The sequence below is a fragment of the Bordetella genomosp. 12 genome, from assembly GCF_002261355.1.
In the GTDB taxonomy this organism is placed as follows: Bacteria; Pseudomonadota; Gammaproteobacteria; order Burkholderiales; family Burkholderiaceae_B; genus Bordetella.
Genome location: NZ_NEVU01000003.1, coordinates 323472 through 348501, shown reverse-complemented (window position 1 = coordinate 348501; position 25030 = coordinate 323472). Strand labels below are relative to the sequence as shown.

The following is a 25030-nucleotide window of genomic DNA, read 5'->3' as shown; positions in this document are numbered from 1 at the left end:
AGCGTGCGCGCCAGGGGCCGACTCAGGGCAGGGCGCCGCGCGCGCGCAGACTGTCCACCTCCGCGCGGATCGAGGCGATAAAGTGGATGCTGGCCGAAGACAGTGACCGGCCCTTGCGGGTCAGAACGCCGATTTCCCGAACCAGGCCGTCGGGCTCGATCGGCACGGAGTGGATCTGGGTCATGTCCATCAGGCGCAGAGCCATGAGCGGGACCAGCGAAACCCCGAGGCCGGCCGACACCATGGCGCCGAGAACGGAAATATTGGCCACCGTGTACTTGGGGCGGATGGGGTGGCCGGTGCCTGCCAGCTCCCGGTCGACGATCTGGCGGATGCTGCTGGAGGCGCCACTGGAGATGAGGGGCCGCTTGAGCAAGGCCTCTTTGGGGGTGGCGGCATTACGCGCCACCACGTCATTGCGCGAGCAGATGAGCACAAAGGGTTCATGCAACAGGCTCTCGAAACTCGTGGTTGCCTCGTCATCGGCCGGTGTCGTGATGGCGAAGTCGACGCTGCCGTCCCTGACCATATCCGGCATGAGCTGGGCGGAGGTGGGATCCAGCGTCACCGTGACCAAGGGATGCGTGCCCTGCAGCCGCGAGATGACCGGCGGCAGCACGGCGGCGGCGACCGACGGCAGGCAGGCGATGCTGATGTTGCCCCGGCGCCCGGCGACGAATTCCGAGAGGTCGCTCAAGGAGCCATGAAACTCGGTCAGGATTCTTCTTGCGATGGGCAGCAGCTCTTTGCCAGACGCGGTCAGATCGACCCGCCTGGTATTGCGGTCGAACAGTCTGGCGTTGAGTTTGCTTTCCGCCGACTGGACCATGCGGGTCAGCGCCGGCTGCGAGACGTGCAGATGCTCGGCCGCCAGATTGAAGTTCAAGTGTTCGGCCAGGCTGACGAATCCTTCCAGTTCCCGCACCGTAATGGTCTGCCGCATGATGATTTCCTATAAATGCGTAAAAGGCATCATATAGATAAAATAAATTCACTTCTGTATTTATGTCGCGCTCACCACAATGCGCTCCAGGGCATCGATAGGCCCGGGAGGAGCATGCGTGGCAACAAACGAGCAGATACGGATAGGCGTGGGGGCGGGTTTCGCCGACGATAGGGTGGCCCCGGCCCGCGATCTGGCCGAGCGCGGCCAGTTGGACTACCTGGTCTTCGAGTGCCTGGCCGAGCGGACCATCGCGCGCGAGACGCTGACCCGGCTGAGCCACCCCGACCTCGGCTACACCCCCAATCTGATCGACCGGCTGGCTGCCGTGCTGCCGGTCTGTGTGGCGCGCGGCACTCGTATCGTGACGAATATGGGCGCGGCCAATCCGCGCCAGGCGCGCCTGGCCGTGCGGCAATGGTGCCAGGCCAACCAGGTCAGCCTGGGCCCGATCGGCGTCGTGGAAGGCGACGATGTGCTGGCCGTCTTGCGCGCTCACCCGGAGTTGCGGCTGATGGAGTGCGGCACGCCGGTCGAAGCCTTGCTGCCTGATGTCGTGGCGGCCAATGCCTATCTGGGAGCAGCGCCCCTGGCCGACGCCCTCGGCCAGGGCGCGGCCATGGTGATCACCGGGCGCGTGGCGGATCCGGCGTTGTTCGTGGCGTGCATGATGGACGGGCTGGGCTGGCGCTACGACGACTATCCTCTGATAGGCGCGGGCACGTTTGCCGGCCACCTGCTCGAATGCGGCGCGCAGGTCAGCGGCGGGTGTTTCGCCGATCCCGGCGTCAAAGAGGTGCCCGACCTGGCGCACGTGGGCATGCCGTATGTGGACGTGCATCGCGACGGCCGCATGGAGCTGGGCAAGGTGGACGGCACGGGCGGACGCCTGGACGCCGCGACCTGCACGGAACAGGCCCTCTACGAGATCCATGATCCTCATGCCTACGTGACCGCCGATTGTGTGCTGGACATCGCGCAGGCGAGATTCGAGGAGATCGGCCGGGACCGCGTTGCGGTCAGCGGCGTGCGGGCACGTCCGCGCACCGACTCCTACAAAGTGTCGGTCGGCTACCGGGCGGGGTGGATGGGGGAGGGCGAGATCGCCTACGCCGGCCCCAATGCGTTTGCGCGTGCCCGTCTGGCCGGGGAGATCGTCAAACTGCGGCTGCAAGAGGCCGCGCATGTCTTCGAGGACTTGCGCGTGGATCTCATCGGCCATACGGCGCTGCACGGCGAGCATGGCCAGGCGCAAGGCGCCTACGAGGTGCGTCTGCGCGTGTGCGGGCGCAGCCTGCACAAGGAAGCCGCCAGGGCAGTCGGGGTGGAGGTCAAGACGCTGAATCTGAACGGCCCGGCAGGCAGTGGCGGCAGCGCCAGTACCTTGCGTGAAGTCATCGGCGTCAAGTCGGTATTGATGCCCAGGCACTGGGTGCATCCTCACGTCACCATGGAGCGCCTCTGATGGGCACGCTGCTTCACACCATCGCCCATTCCCGAGCCGGGGACAAGGGCAACATCGCCAACATTTCGGTCATCGCCTATGACGCGCAGGGCTGGGAGCGCATCCGGCGGCAATTGAGCTCGGAGTTGGTCGCCAGCGCCTTTCAGCATATCGCCAGCGGCCCGGTCGAGCGCCACGAGCTGCCTCAGCTTCGGGCCTTGAACTTCGTCATCCACAACGCGCTGGGAGGCGGCGTGACGGTGTCCACCGCCCAGGATCCCCACGGAAAATCGCTGTCCTATCTGATGCTGAACATCGTCCTGCCGGATTGACGCCGGCCTCAACGCATAACACCTAAAGAGGGGAGACAACCTTATGCATCGCCGCACCTTCAATACTGCGCTGCTGACCTTGCCGTGGATCATGTCAAGTGCGCGCGCGGGCACCCACTATCCGGATCGGCCGATCCGCCTCATCGTGCCTTACGGCGCGGGCACGGCGACCGATGTGCTGGCCCGCCAACTGAGCGCCGGCGTTCAGGCCGAGGTGGGCCAGCCGGTCATTGTCGAGAACCGGCCGGGCGCCAGCGGCATGATCGGCGCCGAACTGGTCGCGCGCAGCGCGCCAGACGGCCAGGTATTGCTGGTGGGCACCACACAGACGCACGCGATCGATCCGGCGCTCTACTCCAAGATCTCCTATGACCCAGTGGCTGACTTCGCGCCCGTGGCCGGTCTTGCCGATCAGGATCATGTGCTGGTGGTGGGCGCGAATTTTCCCGCGAAGTCGCTGGCCGAACTCGTTGCCTTGGCCAAGTCCAAGCCGGGCGGTCTTTCTTTTGCCTCGACCGGCAACGGCACGCCGGCCCATCTGGTGGGTGAAATCTTCAAGCGCGAGGCGGGCATCGACATGATGCACGTGCCCTATCCGGGCGGCGCGCAGGCGCTGACCGATGTCATGGCGGGCACGGTATCGCTGGTCTTCTATCCCTATCAGGCCCTCAAGCCGCATGTCGATACCGGCAAGATGCGGGCGCTGGCCGTGGCCAGCTCCACGCGGCCGGCCTGGCTGCCGGACGTGCCGACCACTGCGGAGCTGGGCTACCCCAACTCCGTCATCGCTGCCTGGTTCGGCATCTATGCGCCGGCCCGCACCGACCCCGAACGCGTCAAGAAAATCGGCGAGGTCTATCGGGGGATTCTGGCGGATCCAAAGTTGCGGGAACAACTGGCCGCGACCGGCACGACGGTGCGCTATCAGAGTCCTCGGGAGCTGGGCGCGTTTACCGCCAGCGAAATCGAACGCTACGGCAAGCTGGTGCAGATGTCCGGGGCCAAGGTCGACTGAGGGACGGAGGATGTCATGCGTTTGATCGCGACAGGGTTGGCGTTTCCGGAGGGGCCCATCGCCGAAGCGGATGGGAGTGTCCTGCTGGTGGAGATACAGGCACAGCGCTTGACGCGGGTGCATGCGGACGGCCGGCTGCAAAGGGTGGCGCAATTGGCCGGCGGTCCCAATGGCGCGGCCGTCGGGCCTGGAGGCCAGATCTACGTCTGCAATAACGGCGGTTTCGGCTGGGTGCGCGAGAATGGCGGACTCAGGCCGCATGGGCCGTCCGCCGATTACGCGGGGGGCTGGATCGAAGTCGTCGATCCGGCCACCGGTAAAAGCGACAGGCTCTACGACGCCTGCGACGGCTTGCCCCTGAAAGGCCCCAATGATCTGGTGTTCGATGGGCAGGGCGGGTTCTGGTTCACGGATCTGGGCAAGCGGCGCGCCCACGAGATGGACCTCGGATCCTTGTATTGGGCCAAGGCCGATGGCAGCTGCATCCGGCGGGTGGCCACGCCCTTGCTCACGCCCAATGGCGTGGGCTTGTCGCCTGACGGCAAGTACGTCTACGTCGCTGAAACCGACACCGGGCGAGTCTGGTCTTTCGAGGTGGCGGGTCCCGGAGAACTCCGGCGCAATGCCTATCCCTCGCCTCACGGCGGCCGGCTGGTCGCCGCGCCGGGGGGCTACCTGCGCCTGGACAGCCTCGCGGTGACCGCCTCGGGCAGAGTATGCGTTGCCGCGCTCGAGCATTGCGCCATCATGGAGGTCGATCCGCGGCATGGCGGTATCTACTGGCACACGGTGCCGGACAGCAAGGTCACCAATCTGTGTTTCGGCGGCCCGGCGTTGCGCACCGCCTTTGTGACCTTGTCGCATCGCGGTGAGTTGGTGGCCCTGGATTGGCATGAGCCGGGCCTGGCCCTGCATCATCAGCCATTGCCATAGGGGCCGAGGGCAGGCGGCGATGGCAGGGCGCGGCCTGCGTCGCCGCCGCGCCTGGCGCCGTTCAGTCTGGCCCTGACGGTCCGGCCAGCGCCACCGCCCGGCCGACCGCTGCCTTGAGCGCCAGCAACGCCCGCACATACCGGCGGGCGACCTGCCTGACGGGCTCGTCCACGGCCAGGCTCAGGTTCAGGCTGAGTGTCTGGCCTTGCGGCAAGCGCAGCGGAGTCGCCATCGCCACGATGCCGGGCTGCCAGGAGGCAGCGCAATAGTCCTCGGCATGGACTTTTGCCATGGCGGCCTCGATGGCTGCGCCCACGGGTTTCCACGTCGCGCTCCGATAGCCTTGTCTGATGGTAGCCAGCAAGGCATCGCGCTCGGGGGCCGCTCGGGTCGCGAGGTAGGCGCGTCCCAGGGAAGTCAGCTCCATGGGAACGCGTTGGCCCGCGACGATGGTGCGCAGGGACGGCCTGCGGTTGTAGCGGATGGACTCCAGATAAATCATGTCGCTGCGGTCCGCCGCGGCCAGGCCGACATTGACCTTCAGTTTGAGCGATAGCTCCTGCATGAGCGGGGTGGCGGCCTTGAGCACGGGGGAGGCGGACCGCATGGCGTGTCCCAGGCTCAACACCGGCGCGGCCAGCCGGTACGCGCGCGCGGTCCGGTCGTGCTCGAGAAATCCGCCGGTCACCAAGGTCTGCGTCAGGCGGCTGACTGTCGCGGCGGACAGGCCCGTGCGGTCAGCGAGCTCGCCATTGCCCAGCAGGTCCGTGCCAGGGCGGAACGCCCGCAGGATTTCCAGGCCGCGCTCCAGAGAGCGATTCTGGCTGACGCCGCCGAAACGCGGGCGGGCGGTCGCGGTGGGCTCGGGCGAAGTCGAGGCGGCCATGCAATTCCATTCTGTGGAAATAGGGGAGTGTGTCCCGCCACTGTAGCGCCTAAGGTGTCGTCGTCGCCAGCAGAAACCTGCAAGAGCAATAGCTGGCTTTCAGAGATGACGGAACGAGAGACATGGCGGATTACGAGTTCATCAAACTTCAACAGGATCGCGGCGTGGCGACGCTGACCTTGAACCGGCCGGAAAAGCGCAATGCGATCAGCGACCCGATGCGCACCGAGCTCATTCATGCACTGGAGTCGGTCGCCCAGGACCGCGCCATCAAGGCCTTGGTCTTGACCGGCACGGGAAAAGGCTTTTGCGCGGGCGGCGACATCGCCGGCATGCAGCGCCGCATGGAGGCGCCGGCCGGTGAGGTGGCCTTCAATGGCTGGGCGCGACAGCAGCGCGTGCATCACACCATCAACCTCTTGTTCCGCATGCCCAAGCCGACCATCGCGGCGGTCAACGGCGCGGCGGCGGGCTTGGGGGCCGACACCGCCTTGAGCTGCGACTTCGTCGTCGCCTCCGAGATGGCCTCTTTCACCTGGAGCTACATCGCGCGCGGGCTCATTCCGGACGGCGGCGGCATGTATTTTCTGCCGCGCCGCATCGGGTTGCCGCGCGCCAAGGAGCTGATTTACTCAGGCCGCAGGGTGGGGGCGCAGGAAGCGCTGGCGCTCGGGATCGCGGACCGCCTCGCGCCGGCCGGAGACGAGCTGAGCACGGCGCAGGAATGGGCGGCCGAGCTTGCACAGGGATCGTCGACCGCGCTCGCATTGAGCAAATCGATCCTGGATCAAAGCTCGGAGCTGACGGCGGACCAGGTGTTCGCCATGGGCAGCCAGGCGCAGGGTATCTGCTACACCAGTTCGGAACACCGTGCTTCGGTGTCGGCCTTTCTGGCCGCGATGGCCGCGGCGAAAGGGGAGGGCAAATGAGTGCGCTGGAAAAGTTGTTGCGGCCACAAAGTGTGGCCGTCGTGGGCGCCTCGGCGGACCCGGCCAAAACCTCAGGCAGGCCGATTGCCTATCTGCTCAAACATGGTTTTCAGGGGCGTATCTATCCGGTCAATCCGAAAGCCGCGCAGATCGCCGGCCTGCGCTGCTATCCGGATGTCAACGCCTTGCCCGAAGCGCCAGACGTGGCCATCGTACTGTTGGGCACCGAGCGCACCGAACGCGCCATCCGTGAGCTGGCCAGCATCGGTACGGGCGCGGCGATCGTGCTCGGCAGTGGCTACTCGGAGACGGGGCAGGCCGGTATCGAGCGCCAGCGCCAGTTGCGGCAAGCCGCCGGGTCGATGCGCATCCTCGGCCCGAACACCATTGGCCTGGTCAATCTGACCGACCGCATCATCCTGTCGGCCAGCGGAGTCCTGGAGATGGATGCCTTACATGGCGGCGCCATCGGGCTGGTCTCGCAAAGCGGGGGGATACTGGGCGCCTTGCTGTCGCGCGCTTCGGCGCGGCACATCGGGTTCTCCAAGCTGATCTCCACGAGCAACGAAGTGGATCTCGACCTGGCCGATTTTGTCGATGAACTGGCCGACGATCCCGCGACCCGGGTCATCGCGCTCTACATCGAGACGATACGCAACCCCAAGGCGTTCCTGGCAGCCGCGCGCAAGGCGATGCAGGCCGGCAAGCCCATCGTCGCGTTCAAGATAGGCAGGTCGGCATCCGGCGCGCGCGCGGCAGCCTCGCACACGGGGGCGCTGGCGGGTACCGATGCCATGTATGACGCCCTGTTCGACGAGGTGGGCATTGTGCGCGCCCGGCAGTTTGCGGACCTGCTGGATATTCCGGCCGCGCTGGTCAGCGAGCGCGAACTCAAGGGCCGCAGGGTGGCGATCCTGACCTCGACCGGCGGCGCGGGCACGCTGGTTGCCGATTGCCTGGGCGTCGACGGCTTCGAGCTTCCTGCTCCGGGGCCGGACACCGGGGCGGCATTGCGCGCGCTGCAAACGGGCGATCAGGCGGCGCTGGACCGCAACCCCATCGATGTGACGCTGGCAGGCTTGCAGCCGGAGCTGCTGCGTAGCGCGATCCGTATCGTGCTCGACAGCGAGGATTACGACGCTCTGGTCGTCATCGTGGGCTCATCGGCCGTCGCGCAGCCCGAGCTGATGGCGGGCGCGCTCAGGGAATCGCTCGCCTCGAGTGACAAGCCCGTCTTGGCCTATATCAGCCCCCATGCGCCCGCCGCGGCGCAGGTGTTGAGTGGATATGGCATCCCGGCGTTTCAGGCGCCGGAGAGTGTGAGTGCCGCGTTGTCCGCGATGTGGCGCGTCCGATCGTCGGCCGGCCTTGCGTCAGCGCCTCGTTCCGGATCGATCGTGCCGCCCGTGCGCTGCGAGCTCAAGGGCGCGCTGGACGAGGCGCAGGCCAAAGCCCTGTTTGCGCGCTTTGGTATTCCCGGCGTGAGGGAGATCATCGTGCACACCGAGGCCCAGGCCGTCGAGGCGGCGCTCAGCCTGGGGCCGAACGTGGTCTTGAAGGTATTGAGCGCCGACATTCTTCACAAAAGTGAAGTGGGTGGCGTGGCGGTGGGACTGGATGCGCAGCGTATCGGCCCGCGCCTGCGCCAGATGCAGGATGAGGTTCATGGACACACCGGGCAACGTCCCGAAGCGTTTCTGGTGCAGGAAATGGTGTCTGGCGCTGCCGAGGTGATCGTGGGGGTGCATCAGGACCCCTTGGGTAACGCGCTGCTGATCGGCATGGGCGGCGTGGTTGCCGAACTGATCCGGGATACGACGCTGGTGCTATTGCCGCAAGACGGTTCGGCGATTTCCGCCGCCGAGGTCACGGCGGCTTTACGGCGGCTCAAGACCTGGCCCCTGCTCGACGGTTACCGGGGCCGGCCTCGCGCCGACGTGCCCGCCTTGATCGATGCCGTGATCCGCTTCTCGCGCATGGCGCAGGCGCTGGGTCAGCAGTTGGTGGAGGCAGAGATCAACCCCTTATTCGTCAGGCCTTCGGGTCTGGGCGTGTGCGCGGCTGACGGAATCGTCATTTTGCGGGATGCCACCCCCTAGACGGCCCGTTGGGCCGGGAGCGAGCGTCCGGGAGGGCGCTGCGGTTTTTTCTCACGCGCTTCAAGCAGACGGGCGCGGACAACATCAGGAGACAATCATGAATGCCAGACAGATTGCGCGGCGCCGTGTCACAACGCTCGGCTCGGCGCTATTGATCCTCGGGCTGCTGGGCGCGCCCCAGGCTCGGGCCGACTTCCCGGAGCGCCCCGTGCGCATCGTCGTGCCTTTCACCCCTGGAGGAGGCACCGACATCATCGCGCGCCAGTTGGCCAAAGGGTTGAGCGAGGAGCTCGGTCAGACGGTGATCGTGGAGAATCGCCCGGGCGGCAGCACCATCATCGGTACCGAGAATGTCGCCAAGAGTCCCGCCGATGGCTATAGCCTGCTGATGTCCACGTTTGCACATGCCGTGAATCCGGCCATCCACAAAAAGCTGCCCTACGACACGGACAAGGATTTTGCGCCCGTGGCGCTGATCGGGAAGTCACCCAATGTGCTGGTGGTGTCGCCCAAGGCCCCGTTCAAAAGCGTGCAGGACATCCTGACATATGCACGCGCGCATCCGGGCAAGCTGACTTTCGGATCCTACGGAAACGGCACCTCGGCCCACCTGGCTGGCGAACTGTTCAAAAGCCTGGGCAGCGTGGATATCCTGCATGTGCCCTACAAGGGCGCCGGCCCCGGCATCAATGATCTGATGGGCGGTCAGATCGATATGATTTTCTCCACGTCCGCCAGCGTCAGCGGTCAGGTGAAAAGCGGGCAGCTGCGCGCCCTGGCCGTGACCACCAAGGATCGTTCGCCGGCCTATCCCGGCGTGCCGACCGTGGCGGAATCCGGTGAGCCCGGATACTTCGTGGACAGTTGGTACGGCGTCTTCGTCCCCAAGGGCACACCGCAAGCAGTCGTCGAGCGCCTGAACGCCGCCATCAAGAATGTATCGGGTAAACCGGATTTTCAGGCGGCCCTGGAGCTCGAAGGCCTGGTCGCCAGCGTGGGTACCCCCGAGGCGCTGGGTGAGTATGTGCGCGATGAAGAGCAGCGCTGGAGCAAGATCATTCAGGACGCGGGGATTACCGACAATCCCTGACGCAGGGTACGGGCCGATGTCACACGCGCGCCGGCAGGCGCGCGTGTCGTTTTTGCGGCTAATGGTTGGCCGCTTGCCCGGGGAGGACCGCCGCCAGGTTCTCCCGGCCGATCCAGGGCAGGGCACAGAGGGTGTTGGCTATTCCATATCGTCAAAAAAGGGCTGCATGCGGCCACGCGATTGCTCGATGTGGTGCTCCATCGCCGCGCTCGCAGCCTTCGCATCGCCGGCCAGGATGGCTGTGACGATATTGGCGTGCTCGGTGATCGCCTCTTCCGTGACGCGGGAGTGAAAGCGCAGCCGGAACAGTTGCGCGTGCGCATAGGCGCGCGAGAGCGCTTCTTTTACCAGCTCGTTGCCGCTTTGCCTGGCGATCAGCTCGTGGAACTGGGCATCCTGCAGCGCGAACTTGCTGTAGGCGAGCTTGACGTCCTTGCTGGCCGGTTCGTTCATGAGCCCGGCGGCTTCGAGTAACTGGGCGCGGGAATCGTCGCTCAGGTTCTCCGCCGCCTTGCCCGCCGTGTAGGGCTCGAGCAACAGCCGCAAATCATAGATCTGCACGAAGCGCTCGCGCGAGGGCATCGGGGCAGCGCTGAAGCCGACGTTATGGATTTTCAGCACCATGCCTTCGTTTTCCAGGCGGATCAGGGCCGCCCGGATCGGGGTCTGAGAAACGCCCAACTCCCGCGCCAGCGCGTCAATCGCGATGCGGCTGCCTGGCGAAATCTTCAGGGAAATCAACTGCGACAGCAATAGCTCGTAGACCTCGTCGCCCAATGATTGGCGGGGGGCTACCTGCTGTGACGCCGCCTGGTCGGGTGCCGGACGCATGCGTCGCGCGCTCAATTCGATGGCCATCACGAACTCCAATTTCTTTTCTTGACGTTGATGATAACGCCCATGTAGGATATTTCAAATCATATTTCGTATCGGATATTATAGTTTATGAAAAGCACGATAACGATAGGCGTGGAGACAGCCAGCCATGTGGCCCAGACGGTGCTCCACCGGGCGGGAGTACCGCCTGGCAACGCCGCCGTTCAGACCGAGTTGCTCATCGAAGCCGAGTTGCGCGGGCGAGCCTCGCACGGGCTGCTGCGTTTGCCGCGCATCGTCGAACGGATCGCCAATGGTGTGATCGACCCGGTCACGCGCGGCGAAAGCCACTGGAAGAAGGAGGCGTTGCTGGAGGTTGACGGCATGCGCGGCCTGGGACCGGTGGTGGCGTTTCGGGCCTTGGAGCAGATCGGAGAGCGCGCAGCCAAGACTGGCGTGGCGGCCGCCGTCATTCGGAACAACAACCACATCGGCATGCTGGCCTTGTATGCCGAACACGTGGCCAGAAGAGGTCAGGCGCTAATCGGCCTGAGTACCAGCGAAGCCTTGGTCCACCCCTGGGGCGGACGCCGCGCGATGCTGGGTACCAATCCCATCGCCATCGGGGTGCCGGCCGAGCCGGCACCGTTTGTGATGGATATGGCTACGGGCCTGATCTCCATGGGCAAAGTACATGACTATGCCCACCGCAATCTGCCCCTGGAGCCCGGCTGGGCGCTGGACGCCGAAGGCGAACCGACCGTGGACGCCCAGGCGGCGAAGCAGGGCGCTATCGCGCCGTTTGGTCAGGCCAAAGGTTATGCGTTGGGGCTGGCATTCGAGGTGCTGGTGGGCAGCCTGACGGCTTCGGCCATGGGCCGCGAGGTGCAAGGCACGCTGGATTCCACGCAGGTCTGCAACAAGGGCGATGTATTCATCGTGATGGAACCGGCGAGCGGGGTGGGCGCTGCCGTGGCGGCCTATCTGGATGAGATCCGTCGCTGCACGCCCGCCAAGGCGGACGCGCCGGTTGTCGTGCCTGGAGATGGCGCTCGCAGGCGGCGGGCCGCCAACGTCGAGCGCGGGATCAGCATGGCCACCGATGTCTGGAACACGCTGGAACGCCTGGCCGCCTGAGCGCTGGGCACCGTCATTCATTTAACCGCGATAGGAAACAAGATGCTCGAGACTTTTGGCGTCATGCGCACGCCGCATTCGATTCTGTTTGGGCCTGGCCAGCGTCATGTGGTGGGCAAGGTGGCGGCCGCCATCGGCCGCCGCGCGTTGATCTGCACCGATCAGCGCTTCGCCACCACGCCCGAAATGGACCAGATTCTGGCCAGCCTCGAGCAGCAGGGGGTAGAGGCCCGGGTATTCGACGGCACCCAACCGGAGTTGCCGGTCCAGGGCGTCTATGACTGTGTGGCGCAGTTCCAGGATTTCGAGCCGCAGCTTGTCATTGGATTGGGCGGCGGCAGTTGCATGGACCTGGCCAAACTGGTGAGTCTGGTGTTCACCCATGGCGGGCCGCTTGACGCGTATTACGGCGAATTCAAGGTGCCCGGTCCCATCATTCCGGTGGTTGCGATCGCCACCACTTCAGGGACGGGTTCGGAGGTCACGCCGGTGGCCGTGCTGGCCGACCAGTCTCGTGATCTCAAGGTCGGGATTTCCAGCCCCTATCTGATTCCGCACACCGCCATTTGCGATCCCGAGCTGACGCTTAGTTGCCCACCGGGGCTGACGGCACTGTCCGGCGCCGACGCGCTCACGCATGCGATCGAAGCCTTTACCGCGGTGCGTCATCCTTTCGAGCCGGACCTCGCTCTTAAACGCGTGTTCGTCGGCAAAAACCTCTTTAGCGACCATCATGCGTTGTCGGCGATCCGTGTCATCACGGCAAACCTGCGGCGTGCGGTGGACGACGGCAGCGACCTCCAGGCGCGCTCCATGCTGATGGCGGGCGCGGTGTCCGCCGGCCTGGCCTTTGGCGTTGCCGGAACCGCGGCGGCCCATGCCATTCAGTATCCGGTAGGGGCGCTGACGCATACCGCGCATGGCTTGGGCGTGGCCGCGCTGTTGCCCTATGTCATGGCCTTTAACGCACCGGCGTGCGAGCAGGATCTGAAGGAGGTCGCCATGGCGATGGGGGTCAACGAGGCAGACGCATCGGCCCGGACCGCGATCGATCGCACCCGTGAACTCTGCCGCAGTGTCGGGATTCCCGCGACGCTTCAGGCGCTGGGACTGGCCGCCGACAAACTCGATTGGGTTGCCGAGCAGTCGATGCTCTCCGCGCGCCTGATCAATAACAACCCCCGGCCTCTGCAGGTCAGCGACGTGCGCGAGATCGTCGACGCCGCTTTCCATGGCCGTAACTAACGCCAACGACAACGCTTAATCAGAGAGACTTTAGTGATGCCTACTTCCATCAATAACCTTCCCACCGACCTGCTGATCGGCGGCCAGTGGCGGGGCGGTTCGTCCGGCCGACGGATTGACGTCTACAACCCCTCCAACGAGGAGTTGCTAGCCTCGGTCGCGGACGCGTCGCCGGAAGATGCCATTGCCGCGGTGGATGCGGCCGCCGCTGCGGCGCCGGGCTGGGCGGCCACGCCCGCGCGCCAGCGCAGTGAAATTCTGCGCAAGTGCTTTGAGTTGATGCAGCGCGACGCTGAAGTGCTGGCGCGGCTCATCTCCCTGGAGAACGGCAAGGCGCTGGCCGATGCGCGCGGCGAAGTTGCCTACGCGGCGGAGTTCTTCCGCTGGTTTGCCGAGGAGGCGGTCCGAATCAATGGCGACATAGGGATGTCTCCGTCCGGCGCCGCGCGTATCGTCGTGCAGTATCAGCCAGTGGGCGTTTCCTTCCTGGTGACGCCGTGGAATTTCCCTGCCGCGATGGCCACGCGAAAGATCGCGCCTGCCTTGGCCGCCGGTTGCACGTGCATTCTCAAACCCGCCACCGAGACCCCGTTGACGGCGTATGCCGTGGCGGCGTTGCTGATCGAGGCCGGCGTGCCTGACGGCGTGGTCAATGTGTTGACGTCCTCGTCGGCCAGCAAGATCGCCAATGCCGTGCTCGACGACCCGCGCGTGCGCAAGGTGTCGTTCACCGGATCGACCGAGGTTGGCCGGGTGCTGTTGCGCAAGGCGGCAGATCAGGTCATCAATTGCTCGATGGAACTGGGCGGTAACGCACCCTTCATCGTCTTCGAGGATGCCGATCTCGACCTGGCCATCGAAGGCGCCATGGTGGCGAAGATGCGCAATGGCGGGGAAGCTTGCACGGCAGCCAACCGCTTCTATGTGCATCAGAACGTGCTGTCCGAGTTCAGCCAACGGCTGGCTCAGCGCATGGGCGCCCTGACCGTGGGTGACGGGGAGTCGGCCCAGACACAGTGCGGGCCGTTGGTTAATGCGGCTTCGGCGGCCAAGGTCGCGCAGTTGGTGGATGATGCGCGCCAGAAGGGGGCGCGGGTGCTGACGGGAGGCAAGCGGCTGGATCGCAAGGGCCACTTCTATGCGCCGACCGTGCTGGCTGATGTGCCCAAGGATGCGGATCTCTTGAATGAAGAGATCTTCGGCCCGGTCGCGCCCATCGTCGGCTTTGAGACGGAAGCCGAGGTGCTGGAACTGGCCAACGCCACGGAATACGGCCTGGTCGCCTATGTCTTTACAAAAGACCTCGCCCGCGGGCTGCGAGTCAGCGAGAAGATCGAAAGCGGCATGGTCGCCCTCAACCGGGGTCTGGTGTCGGATCCCGCCGCCCCGTTTGGCGGTGTCAAGCAAAGCGGCTTGGGTCGTGAAGGGGCTCATCACGGAATGCTCGAATTCATGGAGGCCAAATACATCTCGGCCAATTGGTAGGCCGCGCACACACCCCCGGGTAGCGGGACCGCCGTAGAGCGAGCCGCCACCCGGGGATAACGCCGCACAAAACAGGAGGGCGGCAGGGGGAGTGCGCCATACCATCCGGCGCGCTGTCCCGCCGTCCTGAACATGGGGACGAAGGAGACAAGATGTACGCAGACAACAGTGCATTGAGGCAGGCCGCGGCAGCAGACGAAGACAGCATCGCGGCCCATGAGCAGACCGAGGAGCAGAAGGTCGGCTTGAAACGGGTGATTTGGTCGTCCATCCTGGGCAGTATTCTGGAGTGGTACGACTTTTATCTGTATGGGACGGCAAGCGCGCTGATTTTCAGCCAGCTTTTCTTTACTTCGCTGGATCCTGTCACGGGCATCATCGCGTCGTTCAGTACGCTGGCCCTGGGCTTTGTCGCTCGCCCGATAGGAGGGCTGTACTTCGGCGGCATGGGTGACAGGCTAGGCCGCAAGAAGGTGCTTCTCATCACCATGTTTCTGATGGGCGGCGCGACGGCGGTCATCGGCCTGCTGCCGACTTACGACAGCATCGGCATCTGGGCGCCCATTCTGCTGGCGGTATGCCGGTTGTTGCAGGGTTTTGCCGCGGGCGGCGAGTATGCCAGCGCGGTCGCCCTGACTTCCGAGCATGCGCCCAAGCCACGGCGCGGCTTCTTCGCCAGTCTTCCGGGTATCGGGGTATCCGCAGGGATTCTGCTTTCCGCGGCCATCTTTACGCTGTTCCAACAACTTCCCAAAGAGGACTTCCTGTCCTGGGGATGGCGGATTCCCTTTCTGCTCAGTTTGCTGGTGGTGGCCGTCGGCACCTATATCCGGTTGAAAGTGCAGGAGTCTCCCGTCTTCGAGAAGATGAAGGAAGATGATCTGCTGGCCTCTGCGCCGGTGCGTGAGTTGGTCAGCGATCCGGCCGCACGCAAAAACCTCTTGGTGGCCTTTGGCGCCAGAGCCGCCGAGATCACGGGCGTGAATGTCTTCCAGGTCTGGATCCTTTCTTATCTGGTCGGCTGGACGGCCATAGGCTCGGGCGTCGGCCTGATCGGCATCCAGGTCGGGCAGGCGTTGTCGCTATTGACGATCCCGATGTTCGGGGCGCTTACCGATCGCGTCGGGCGCAAGCCGGTTTACATCGGCGGGGCCATCTTCATGGCTTTGTTTGTCTGGCCGTTCTTCAACATGCTCAATAGCGGCAGTTCGGTGATGGCCGTGACGGCGATGGCATTGATGCTGTCCATTGGCTATCAGGCCATGTTTGCGGCGCAGGCGTCGTACTTCTCCGAGTTGTTCAGCCCACGTCTGCGCGTGACGGGATTTACGACGGCGCGCGAAATCACTGCCGCCGTGCTGGGCGGGACGGCTTCCATTATCGCCACGGCACTGACCGCCAAGTTCGCGGGGGCTTTCTGGCCCGTTGCGTTGTACATGCTGGCGATGTGCCTGATCACCATCGTGGCTCTTCTGATCGGGCCGGAGACCCATGCCCGGCGCCGGCCTGCGCGCCCATGAGGGCTTGCAGGCCAGTTTTTAACGTCTCATTTTCAACCAAGGAAGTCGCATGAAAATCACGGGAATTGAAGCTTTTCCTGTCGCAAACCCTACCCCGTATATCGGTGGGCCGGTGTGGATGTTTGTCCGCGTGGACACCGATAAAGGGATCTCCGGCTACGGCGAGATCTTCACCACGCAGGCCTACCTGCGGCCGCGCACCTTCGCCACGACGGTCGAACAGGTGGGCGAGGACTTTTTCGTCGGCACGGACATTCGTAACGTCGAGCACACTTACCACAAGTACTACAACAGCTTCTACAGCCACACCGGTGATTTGCTGAAGACGGCCATCTACAGTGGTATCGAAATGGCCTGCTGGGACGCTATCGGCAAAGAGCTGGACATGCCGGCCCATATGCTGCTGGGCGGACGTTTTCGGGAGGGGGTGCGCACCTATACCTATATCAGCGCGCCGCCTTCGGACAAGGAGCTCGGCTTCGACTTCTGGCTCAATCCGGGCGCGGTGGGAGAGCGGGCCGCGGAGTTCGCGGATCAGGGTTTCACAGGCCTGAAGCTGGATCCCTTTCCGTTGATGACCGGTTCGGATGTTCATGCCTCCCAGGTCACACCTCTGCAATGGTCGCTGGATGCCCTGGATCTGGCCGAGCAGACCATCGCGGAGATCCGCAAGCGGGTCGGAAAGCGGTGCGACATCATCATCGGCACGCATGGCCAGATGACGGCCAGCTCGGCCATACGCGTGGCCAAACGGATGGAGAAATTCGATCCGCTGTGGCTGGAAGAGCCGGTGCCGCCGGAGCTGGCCAGCGAAATGGCAAAGGTGGCTCGCGGCACGAGCATTCCGATCACCACCGGCGAACGCCTGACTTCGAAGTGGGAGTTCGCCCGTTTGATCCGCGAGGATGCCGCCTCCATTTTCAATCTCGACGTCAGCCAGGTCGGGGGATTGTGGGAGGCCAAGAAGATCGCGGCCATGGCCGAAGCCAATTACATCCAGATCGCGCCTCACGTCTATGGCGGTCCTCTGGTGGCCGCCGCCTCCATCCAATTGGGCCTGGCCAGCCCCAATCTGCTGATTACGGAAGGCATGGGCAAGTTCACCGGCGCGCATGCGGAATTGCTCGATGAACCTATCGAATGGCGCGACGGACAGGTCGTGCCATCCAAGCGCCCCGGATTGGGTCACAACCTGAACGAGACCGTCGCGCGGAAGTGGGCGGTGAGCGACAACGATCGCCTGTTCGGTTCGATCGATAGCACCCAACCGGCCGCGAGCAGGAATCTCGGCAATCGTTGACGCGGAAAACCAATAAAGGCAGGCGGGCCGGCCACGCATGCAGCGCGTGGCCGCAGCCCTAGCATCACTGGAGACAATAATGAAAATGGAAATGGCACTGGATGCCGCAGCACAGCACAGAATGGAAGAAGTGGTTTCCCGCAAGATATGGTGGCGTATCGTTCCGCTCTTGTTCGTCTGCTACATCGTCTCGTATCTTGACCGCGTGAATGTCGGTTTCGCGAAGTTGCAGATGCTCGATGACCTGAATCTGAGCACGGCGGCGTACGCCTTTGGCGCCAGCGTGTTCTTTTGGGGTTACGTGATCTTCGAAGTCCCCAGCAATGCCATGTTGAATCGCGTGGGGGCTCGCTTGTGGATCGCCCGCATCATGATCTCCTGGGGCATCGTTTCGATCTCGTTGATGTTTACCGCCGAGTTGGCGCGCCTGTTCGGGGTGAGCAACGAGACGTCTTTCTACGTGCTGCGATTTCTGCTGGGCGCCTGCGAGGCAGGGTTCTTTCCCGGCGTGATCTTGTATGTCAATCAATGGGTGCCGACGAACAAGCAAAGCAAGATCATGGCGGGTTTCCTGCTCGCGCTTCCCGTCAGCCTTGTGATCGGTGGTCCGTTGTCGGGTTGGTTGATGCAGGTGACGCATGGGATGGCGACCTACCACGGCTGGCAATGGATGCTCTTGATCGAGGGGCTGCCCGCGGTATTGCTGGCCTTCGTGGTCTTCTTCTGCCTGACAGACAAGGTCGATGACGCTCACTGGCTGAGCGCCGACGAAAAGGCCTATGTGAAACAGTCCTTGAGTGGCGAACTGGAACACAAGTCCCACAAATTCTCGGTGGCGTTTCGCGATTGGCGTGTCTGGGTCATGGCCGGCATCGTCTTTACCTACAACACGGGCTTCTACGGCCTGTCGTTCTGGCTGCCGACCATCATCAAGGCGACGGGGGTCTCGACGACGCTTGAGATCGGGCTGCTATCTGCCATTCCGTTCACCTGCGCTGCCATCTGCATGACGCTCAATGCCAACCACTCCAAGCGCACCGGCGAGCGGCGTTTGCATGCCGCGATTCCGGCGATCTTCGGCGGCTTGGGGCTGATACTCAGCGCCTGGTTCCATAGCAATACCACCTTGTCGATTCTGTTCTTGTCCGTGGCAGCGTCCGGCATCCTCTCGGTGATGCCGGTGTTCTGGACATTTCCGGGCCGCATCCTGACCGGCGCGGCCGCCGCGGCCGGGATTGCGATGATCAATTGCCTGGGCAGTCTTTCCGGAATCAGTGGTGCGCTGATTTCCAGCGAGATGGAAAAGCTCACCGGTGATATCAATAACGGCACCTATGTGTTGGGATGCTCCTTGTTCATCACGGCCATTCTGGCCTTGTCTATTCCGGCCCGGACATTCGCGGCCGGCAGGAACGAGGAGGCCTGAGCCGCAGTCCGTTGGGGCGATAGGCAAGAGGCCTGTATCCGCTATCGCCCAGCGAAAGCTGCTCCCACCGTCGCTGCCGATCTATGGCCGAAAGCGACCTCTCAAACGGCGGGAGGGGAGCACTTCCGCTAGCGCATCGCTATGCGATGCCGTGGCGCCGGCCCGTGTTGAGCGAACCGGGATGTTCCCGCGCCTGGCGGCCTTGTCCAGACTGCGGCGCACGGCGCGCCAGAGACGCCAGCGCTATTTGGCCCGCGAGCGCTTGAAGGCAGCCTGGGCCGTGGCCACCACCGTGCCTGCTTCGGTCTGGAGCTCGCCCGTGGCGAAGTACATCGAACGTCCCATGCGCGTGACGGTCCCGATCGCCAGCACGCGGCCGCTGCTGACCTTGCCGAGATAGCTGATGTTCAAGGTGACGGTCACGGCATTGCCCAATGGCTCGTCGTCGCTGGCAGCCAGACCTGCGTAGCCACAGGCCACATCCAGCAAGGTAGCGTAAACGCCGCCTTGCAAGCTTCCTTGGCGGTTCAAGTGTTTGGGGGTGATGTCCATGGAGAACACGGCGCGGCCGCTCTGGACCTCCACCAGCTCGATTCCCAGGTGTTCAAGCAGGGGGTTCTCCGGGTTGGGCGGGCCATCGGCGAAACCGCTTGCGATCTGGGACGGCGGGCTGTCTTGCTGGGTAGGTTCGTTCACGTTCGGAATCCTGACAAATGGCGGACGGTGACTCGCATGCGCGGCGCTGCCCGGGCGGTGTTTTTGGTATGGCTGGAAACACGGCCGGTCGCCGTTTCCTGTTGAGGGAGCGGAGCCGTATTGTTTCACGGCCGGGCGCCACCTGAGGATGGGGAAGGGCAGGCAGCAACCGCCAGCGGCGTTCGACGGGCGGTCGCGGCCAGGGCGCAAATTATAAGAATGAGAATTATTGTTAATATTGCGCACTTTCCCCCTTTCCGCCGCCCCGCATGTCTGCATCGCTCAAGCGCAAGCAAGGCTGGCTCGCCCATTATCGCGAGTTGCTGGGGGCATGGCGCAGCAAGCATTCCGCCGATGGCGAAGACGCGCTTCAGGACGTGGCGGTGGAGTTGCTCGAGCGCGGCATCGTGGATCTGGAGGAGCCGCGCTCCTATCTGGCGCGCGGCGCGTCCAATGGGGTGATAGACCGCCATCGGCGCCGGGGCATCATTCCGTTTCGCGCGCTCGATGAGCTCGCCGAACACGAGCATCCCACGGTCGGCGACGGGCAGTCCGCCTATTACACCGCCGAGTTGCTGGCGGAGCTGATGGCCGCATTGCAGGCCTTGCCCCCCGCCTGTCAGCGGGTGTATTTGCAGCATCGGCTGGAGGGGTGCAGCCATGCGGAGATCGCCGCCGAGATGGGGATTTCTCGCAGCATGGTCGAAAAGCATATGATCCGGGCATTGCAGCATATCGCCGAGAAGCTCAAGCATCACGCGCCCCCCGTCTGAGACCTATGTGTTTTCCATGAGCCCGACCGACGCCCACTCCGCCGAAGCCCTGCGCGCCCAAGCCGCAGGGTGGTTTGCGCGCGTGCATTCGGGTGAGGCCACCCACGGCGAGATCGATGCCTGTGCCGCCTGGCGGCGCGCTCATCCGTCGCACGATGAGGCGTATCGGCGGGTCGAGTATCTCTGGCAGGCCACGCGTCAGTTGCCGCAGAAGGAGCTGCGATCGATGTTGGCGGCCAGCCGCGCCGCGTCGGGCGGCGCGCAGCCATCGCGGCGCCGCTACTTCGGGTGGGCGGCGACGGCCGTGGCCTGCGCCCTTGTCGGTGTCACCGTGGCGGCCGTGCCGCTGTTGACCGCGGAAGCGCCGTCCTATCAAGCCGCCTATGTCACGCAGCCCGGCGAGCGGCGCGAAGTCACGCTGCCCGATGGTTCGGTCATCAACCTGAACGTCAACACCCACGTGGAGGTCGCTTTCTTCAAGGGCCGGCGTGAGGTGTCGCTGACCGGCGGGCAGGCGTTTTTCGCCGTGCAGCACGAAACGCAACGCCGGTTCGTGGTGCGCGCGCCGGCAGTGACGGTCACGGTGACCGGCACGCGCTTTGACGTGCGCTCGGAGGACTCGCGGGTGGCCGTCGAGTCGGGTTCGGTGCAGGTCACCTCGGGAGCGTGGTGGAACCGGGCCGAGCGGCGATTGGTGGCCGGTCAGGCCGTCGACATCGATGCGGCAGGCGCGCTGAGCGCCGTGATGCCGGTGCACATCGAGAATCTGCTCGCCTGGCGGCAGGGCAAGATTGTGTTCCGCAATGCGCCGCTGACGCAGGTGGTTGCCGAGATGAATCGCTATCTCGAGTACCCGGCCACGCTGCAGGCGCCCGCGCTGCGCGATTATCGCGTGGCCGGCGTGTTCAATATCGATGAGCCGCAAGCCATTCTGGCGGCGCTGCCTGCCGTGGCGCCGGTGCAGGTGCGCATGCAGCCTGACGGCAGTGCGGTGATCGTGCCGCGCTGAGGCGCCGTCACGTCGGGCGGCCGCGCGATCTGCCAGCCGCTCCGGGCCTCGCCAGAACCGTTCCGGGCGCTGTTACAAAATAGTTTTCATTTTCATTGAGGTGTTTGCCGCGCCCGCTCGTTTGTTCCTACGAGGGGGCATGTCCGGCCAGTTGGCCCATGCACCGGGAGAAACCTTGGCCAAGGGTTGGGGCGCTCAAGCGCCGGCTTGATTGATTTGGAACGAAAGATCGTGAGAACCGAAGTTGCACGCCAGAAGAACGCGTTACGTACGCCTTTTGCGTTAGGCACCCTGTCTTTGTCATTGGCGCTGGCGCTGGGCAGCACGCCGATGACGGCGCGAGCCCAGACGCCCGAAGCGCGCATCAGCATTGCGGCGCAGCCGCTGGAGCAGTCATTGCTGCAATTGGGGCGCCAGACCTCGATGCAGATTTTCTATGCCCAGGATCTCGTGGCGGGTATCCAGGCCCCTGCCGTGGCGGGGACGCTGCCGCCCGAGGAGGCGTTGCGCCGTCTGCTGGCGGGCAGCGGCCTGGAGTACGAGCGCCGCGGCAACACGATCACCCTGTCGCGCCCGGCGGCCGGCCAGGCCACGCAACTCGAACCGGTCAAGGTCGAGGGCCGCAATCTGCTCACCTCTGAAGGCACGGGTTCGTATACGGTGCGCGCCACGACGGCGTCCACCGGGCTGCGCCTGTCGCCGCGCGAAACACCCCAGTCGGTCAGCGTGGTGACGCGCCAACAGCTGGAGGATCAAAATCTGAATTCGCTGGGCGAAACACTCAAGACGGTCACGGGCTTGGTCACGACGTCTTCGGACATCGATCGCACCGACATTCATTCGCGCGGCTTTTACGTTGATACCTATTCCTACGATGGGGTGCCGACCTCTACGCAGAACGATTTTTTCGGCATGTCCAACTTCGATCCGGTGCTGTATGACCGGGTCGAAGTGGTGCGCGGGGCCACGGGTCTGATGACCGGGACAGGCAACCCTGGCGCGTCGGTCAACGTCGTGCGCAAGCGGGCCACGAGCAAGGAGCTGACCGGCTCGGTGTCGCTCGGCCTGGGGTCTTGGGACGAACGACGCGCCACCGTGGATGTGTCCACGCCCGTCAATACCGAGGGTACGGTGCGGGCCCGGGTGGCCGGGATGATGGAGGAGCGCGATTCGTATCTGGATCGTTATCACACGCGCAACGAGGCGTTTCTGGCGACCGTCGAGGCGGATATCACGCCCAATACGACGGTGCGGGTCGGATTCGAGCATCAGGCCAAGCGGCCTACCGATGTGACCTGGGGCGGTTTGCCCATGCTTTATAGCGACGGCTCGGCAGCAAGCTGGCGGCGCGGCTTCAGTATCGGTGCGGACTGGACGCGGTGGAGCACGACCAACAACACCGCCTACGCGTCGCTGGAGCATCAGTTCGACAATGGCTGGAACATCACCGCCAATGTCAGCCGGCTCGACAGCAAGTTCGACTCCAAATTGCTGTATTTGATGGGGCAGCCGGATCGCGATACGGGCCTGGGCGTGAGCGCCTGGCTGAATCGTTCGCATCAGGAGTTCGACCAGAACACGGCATCGGTGCAGGCCAGCGGGCCTTTCGAGCTGCTCGGCCGCCAGCATGAGGCGATCTTCGGGCTCATCGGCAGCCGTTCCACGTTGCGCTATGGCAACTATCCGGCGCTCAATACCGCCGCGGTGGGCGACATTTACCAGTGGGATGGCTCCTATCCGGAACCGCAATGGGGCGCGTTCAACTCGCTGGGCAAGAATAATACCCACCAGACGGGTGTCTACGGCGCGTTGCGTCTGTCGGTCACCGACGCGCTCAAGCTGATCGTGGGCGGCCGGCAGAATCGTTGGGTGCAACAAACCAGCGATACGCGCATGCGCAACGAAGATTTCACGCCGTATGCGGGTCTGCTGTACGACTTTAACGAGACCTACACCGGTTATGTGAGCTACACCAATATCTTCCAGCCGCAGTCCTATCGCGATGTCAGCGGCAATTACCTCTCGCCGGTGCAGGGCAAGAGCTACGAAACCGGCCTGAAGGCAGACTATCTGGACGGCAAGCTCACGACGGCCCTGTCGGTGTTTCGCATCGAAGAGCGCAATGTGGCCGAACAGGACGGCTCGCGTTTCGTGCAAGGGACGTCGGAGTATGCCTATCGCGGCGTCAAGGGGGTAACCAGCGAAGGCTTCGAGGTCCAGGTGTCGGGCGAAGTGGCCTCCGGCTGGCAAGTCAGCGCCGGATTCTCGCGTGCGCAGGTACGTGATGCCAGTGGCAATCGCTTCAATAGCTATCACCCGCAGAATCTGGCCCATTTGTTCACGAGCTATCTGGTGCCCGGCACGTCCGGCAAGCTGACGATCGGCGGGGGGCTGCAGTGGCGCAGCGGCATCTACGTCGATCTGACCACTTCCTCGGGGGTGGATGCCCGCCGATCCGAGGGGGCGGTGCTGCTGGCCAGCCTGATGGCGCAATACCGCTTCACGCCGAATCTGTCGGCCCAGCTCAATGTCAGCAATTTGTTCGACAAGAAGTACTTTGACCTGACGGGCGATGGACAAGGGTTCTATGGCTCGCCGCAGAAGGCCATGCTGACCGTGAAGTACGCTTTCTAAGTCGTTCTTGGGTGTGTGAGTGCAACGCTGCCGGCCCCGCACGATCGGGGCGGCAGCGCGTTGTGCTTGGGGTTGCGCCGTGCGCGGGGCAGGGTGCAGCGCTGCAATAACTCGCTCTAACGGAGACGTCGGATGGCCAAGCCTTCCCGATCCAAAATCTGGTTCCTGGTGCACAGTTGGGTGGCCATGCCTATCTGGGTACTGATGTTTTTTGTCTGTGCCACCGGCACGATTGCGGTGATCAGCCAGGAGATCGTATGGCTGATGCATCCCGCGGTACGTGCCGAAGCGCCCGGCGCCGACAGTACGCGGTTGGGCTACCAGGCGTTGATGGACGCCATCGGCGCGCAGGAGCCCGCGGCGGTGGTGCAGGGCTTGTCCTGGCCGGAAGAATCGCATTTCGCCCTGACGGCAAGTGTGTCCTATCCGGGCGGGGTCTCCACCCAGTTGTATGTCAATCCCTATTCCGGCGTCATCCAGGGGCCAGCCCTGGCGTTTGACTTGCGGCAGTTCATGCGGGCGTTGCATGGCTGGCTCTTGATGCCGTTTGGGCATGGTTACAGTTGGGGCTGGTATCTGGTGTCGGTGCTCGCGCTGCCGATGTTGGCCTCGCTGGTGACCGGCCTGGTGGTCTACAAGCGGTTCTGGCGCGCCTATCTGCAAAAACCGCGGCTGCGTACCGGCCAGGGCGCCCGCATTTTCTGGGGCGATTTTCACCGGCTGTCCGGCCTGTGGTCGATCTGGTTCGTCTTGCTGATCTCGGTCAGCGCGCTGTGGTTCCTGGTGCAGGCGGTGTTGGCGGATACGCAAGTTTCCGTCTCGTCCGAGGGCGTTCCGACCATCATCGCGCGAGCCGAAGTGCCCGCCGCGGGCGAGGCGGGCCTGCCATGGGTGGCGCTGGATACGTTGGTGGCCAATGCCCGGCAGGCGCTTCCTGGGTTGGATGCGCAGCACATCTTCCTGGGAGGCAGTGCCTATGATCCGGTCAGCATTCTGGGGCGCGGCACCTATCCCTTGATGTACGAGTCCGCCCAGGTCAATCCCTATGATGGCCGGGTCATGCGCACGCGCACGCTGGGCGACCGCCATGGCTGGGAGTTTTTCACCGAGTCCATGCGCCCCTTGCATACGGGCGACTTTGGCGGGCTGTGGCTCAAACTGCTGTGGTTCTTCTTCGGCTTGTTATTGACCATGATGTCCCTGTCGGGGATGTTGATATGGTCGCGGCGCACCGCGCAAGAGACCGCCAAGGCCTTGAAGCTCGCGCTGAACAAAGGCCGTGCGTGAGTACAACGCGGCGTTTGCTCGCCACCGATGG

At 64.1% G+C, this 25030-nt stretch carries 21 protein-coding genes; 17 read left to right on the top strand and 4 right to left on the bottom strand.

The window, feature by feature from the left end; translation table 11 throughout:
- Positions 1 to 22: 22 nt before the first annotated feature.
- The gene (locus tag CAL22_RS13725; protein WP_094814171.1) at positions 23 to 943 is read right to left on the bottom strand and encodes a LysR family transcriptional regulator; all 921 of its coding nucleotides are present in this window, start codon (positions 941 to 943) and stop codon (positions 23 to 25) included.
- A 118-nt stretch (positions 944 to 1061) separates the two neighbouring features.
- Between CAL22_RS13725 and CAL22_RS13720 the strand changes: the two genes are divergently transcribed.
- The 4 genes from CAL22_RS13720 to CAL22_RS13705 are packed head-to-tail and all read left to right on the top strand — an operon-like array spanning position 1062 to position 4667.
- The gene (locus tag CAL22_RS13720; protein ID WP_244193888.1) at positions 1062 to 2408 is read left to right on the top strand and encodes an acyclic terpene utilization AtuA family protein; all 1347 of its coding nucleotides are present in this window, start codon (positions 1062 to 1064) and stop codon (positions 2406 to 2408) included.
- Entirely contained in the window at positions 2408 to 2719 is a 312-nt protein-coding gene (locus CAL22_RS13715; RefSeq protein WP_094814167.1) for an AtuA-related protein, read from the top strand. The genes CAL22_RS13720 and CAL22_RS13715 overlap by 1 nt, the downstream gene beginning before the upstream one ends.
- Positions 2720 to 2762: 43 nt before the next feature.
- On the top strand, positions 2763 to 3734 hold the full coding sequence (locus CAL22_RS13710) for a Bug family tripartite tricarboxylate transporter substrate binding protein (RefSeq protein WP_094814165.1): 972 nt from the start codon (positions 2763 to 2765) through the stop codon (positions 3732 to 3734).
- A gap of 15 nt (positions 3735 to 3749) precedes the next feature.
- Positions 3750 to 4667 carry an SMP-30/gluconolactonase/LRE family protein gene (locus CAL22_RS13705; RefSeq protein ID WP_094814163.1) on the top strand — a complete coding sequence of 306 codons (918 nt, stop codon included), beginning with the start codon at positions 3750 to 3752 and terminating at the stop codon, positions 4665 to 4667.
- A gap of 61 nt (positions 4668 to 4728) precedes the next feature.
- Here CAL22_RS13705 and CAL22_RS13700 read toward each other — a convergent pair whose 3' ends face one another.
- Positions 4729 to 5553 carry an IclR family transcriptional regulator gene (locus CAL22_RS13700; RefSeq protein WP_094814162.1) on the bottom strand — a complete coding sequence of 275 codons (825 nt, stop codon included), beginning with the start codon at positions 5551 to 5553 and terminating at the stop codon, positions 4729 to 4731.
- 122 nt (positions 5554 to 5675) lie between these two features.
- On the opposite strand from CAL22_RS13700, the gene CAL22_RS13695 reads away from it, so the two are divergent.
- The 3 genes from CAL22_RS13695 (at position 5676) to CAL22_RS13685 (ending at position 9671) form a co-directional block, all read left to right on the top strand.
- Positions 5676 to 6482, top strand: a complete 807-nt coding sequence (locus CAL22_RS13695) for an enoyl-CoA hydratase/isomerase family protein (RefSeq protein ID WP_094814160.1) — start codon at positions 5676 to 5678, stop codon at positions 6480 to 6482.
- On the top strand, positions 6479 to 8581 hold the full coding sequence (locus CAL22_RS13690; RefSeq protein WP_094814158.1) for an acetate--CoA ligase family protein: 2103 nt from the start codon (positions 6479 to 6481) through the stop codon (positions 8579 to 8581). The genes CAL22_RS13695 and CAL22_RS13690 overlap by 4 nt, the downstream gene beginning before the upstream one ends.
- 97 nt (positions 8582 to 8678) lie before the next feature.
- Positions 8679 to 9671: a tripartite tricarboxylate transporter substrate binding protein gene (locus CAL22_RS13685; protein ID WP_094814156.1), complete on the top strand. Its 993-nt coding sequence runs from the start codon at positions 8679 to 8681 to the stop codon at positions 9669 to 9671.
- A gap of 138 nt (positions 9672 to 9809) precedes the next feature.
- On the opposite strand, the gene CAL22_RS13680 is transcribed toward CAL22_RS13685, so the two are convergent.
- Positions 9810 to 10529, bottom strand: a complete 720-nt coding sequence (locus CAL22_RS13680; protein ID WP_208622000.1) for a GntR family transcriptional regulator — start codon at positions 10527 to 10529, stop codon at positions 9810 to 9812.
- Between the two features lie 87 nt (positions 10530 to 10616).
- Between CAL22_RS13680 and CAL22_RS13675 the strand changes: the two genes are divergently transcribed.
- From CAL22_RS13675 to CAL22_RS13650, 6 genes are all read left to right on the top strand, one after another.
- Positions 10617 to 11624, top strand: coding sequence for an Ldh family oxidoreductase (locus CAL22_RS13675; RefSeq protein WP_094814154.1), 1008 nt, complete (start codon positions 10617 to 10619; stop codon positions 11622 to 11624).
- A 42-nt stretch (positions 11625 to 11666) separates the two neighbouring features.
- The gene (locus tag CAL22_RS13670) at positions 11667 to 12869 is read left to right on the top strand and encodes an iron-containing alcohol dehydrogenase (protein ID WP_094814152.1); all 1203 of its coding nucleotides are present in this window, start codon (positions 11667 to 11669) and stop codon (positions 12867 to 12869) included.
- Positions 12870 to 12905: 36 nt separating this feature from the next.
- Positions 12906 to 14354, top strand: a complete 1449-nt coding sequence (locus tag CAL22_RS13665; RefSeq protein ID WP_094814150.1) for an NAD-dependent succinate-semialdehyde dehydrogenase — start codon at positions 12906 to 12908, stop codon at positions 14352 to 14354.
- Positions 14355 to 14506: 152 nt separating this feature from the next.
- The gene (locus CAL22_RS13660) at positions 14507 to 15874 is read left to right on the top strand and encodes an MFS transporter (protein WP_094814148.1); all 1368 of its coding nucleotides are present in this window, start codon (positions 14507 to 14509) and stop codon (positions 15872 to 15874) included.
- Positions 15875 to 16004: 130 nt separating this feature from the next.
- The gene (locus tag CAL22_RS13655; protein ID WP_167383642.1) at positions 16005 to 17174 is read left to right on the top strand and encodes a mandelate racemase/muconate lactonizing enzyme family protein; all 1170 of its coding nucleotides are present in this window, start codon (positions 16005 to 16007) and stop codon (positions 17172 to 17174) included.
- A 79-nt stretch (positions 17175 to 17253) separates the two neighbouring features.
- Positions 17254 to 18600: an MFS transporter gene (locus tag CAL22_RS13650; RefSeq protein WP_094814145.1), complete on the top strand. Its 1347-nt coding sequence runs from the start codon at positions 17254 to 17256 to the stop codon at positions 18598 to 18600.
- A gap of 243 nt (positions 18601 to 18843) precedes the next feature.
- On the opposite strand, the gene CAL22_RS21335 is transcribed toward CAL22_RS13650, so the two are convergent.
- Positions 18844 to 19296: a PaaI family thioesterase gene (locus CAL22_RS21335; protein ID WP_244193887.1), complete on the bottom strand. Its 453-nt coding sequence runs from the start codon at positions 19294 to 19296 to the stop codon at positions 18844 to 18846.
- 269 nt (positions 19297 to 19565) lie between these two features.
- Between CAL22_RS21335 and CAL22_RS13640 the strand changes: the two genes are divergently transcribed.
- From CAL22_RS13640 to CAL22_RS13625, 4 genes are all read left to right on the top strand, one after another.
- The gene (locus tag CAL22_RS13640; RefSeq protein ID WP_094814141.1) at positions 19566 to 20069 is read left to right on the top strand and encodes an RNA polymerase sigma factor; all 504 of its coding nucleotides are present in this window, start codon (positions 19566 to 19568) and stop codon (positions 20067 to 20069) included.
- A 16-nt stretch (positions 20070 to 20085) separates the two neighbouring features.
- Positions 20086 to 21078, top strand: a complete 993-nt coding sequence (locus CAL22_RS13635) for a FecR family protein (RefSeq protein WP_094814139.1) — start codon at positions 20086 to 20088, stop codon at positions 21076 to 21078.
- Between the two features lie 231 nt (positions 21079 to 21309).
- The gene (locus CAL22_RS13630) at positions 21310 to 23712 is read left to right on the top strand and encodes a TonB-dependent siderophore receptor (protein ID WP_143276974.1); all 2403 of its coding nucleotides are present in this window, start codon (positions 21310 to 21312) and stop codon (positions 23710 to 23712) included.
- 132 nt (positions 23713 to 23844) lie between these two features.
- Positions 23845 to 24999: a PepSY-associated TM helix domain-containing protein gene (locus tag CAL22_RS13625; RefSeq protein ID WP_094814136.1), complete on the top strand. Its 1155-nt coding sequence runs from the start codon at positions 23845 to 23847 to the stop codon at positions 24997 to 24999.
- Positions 25000 to 25030 lie beyond the last annotated feature (31 nt).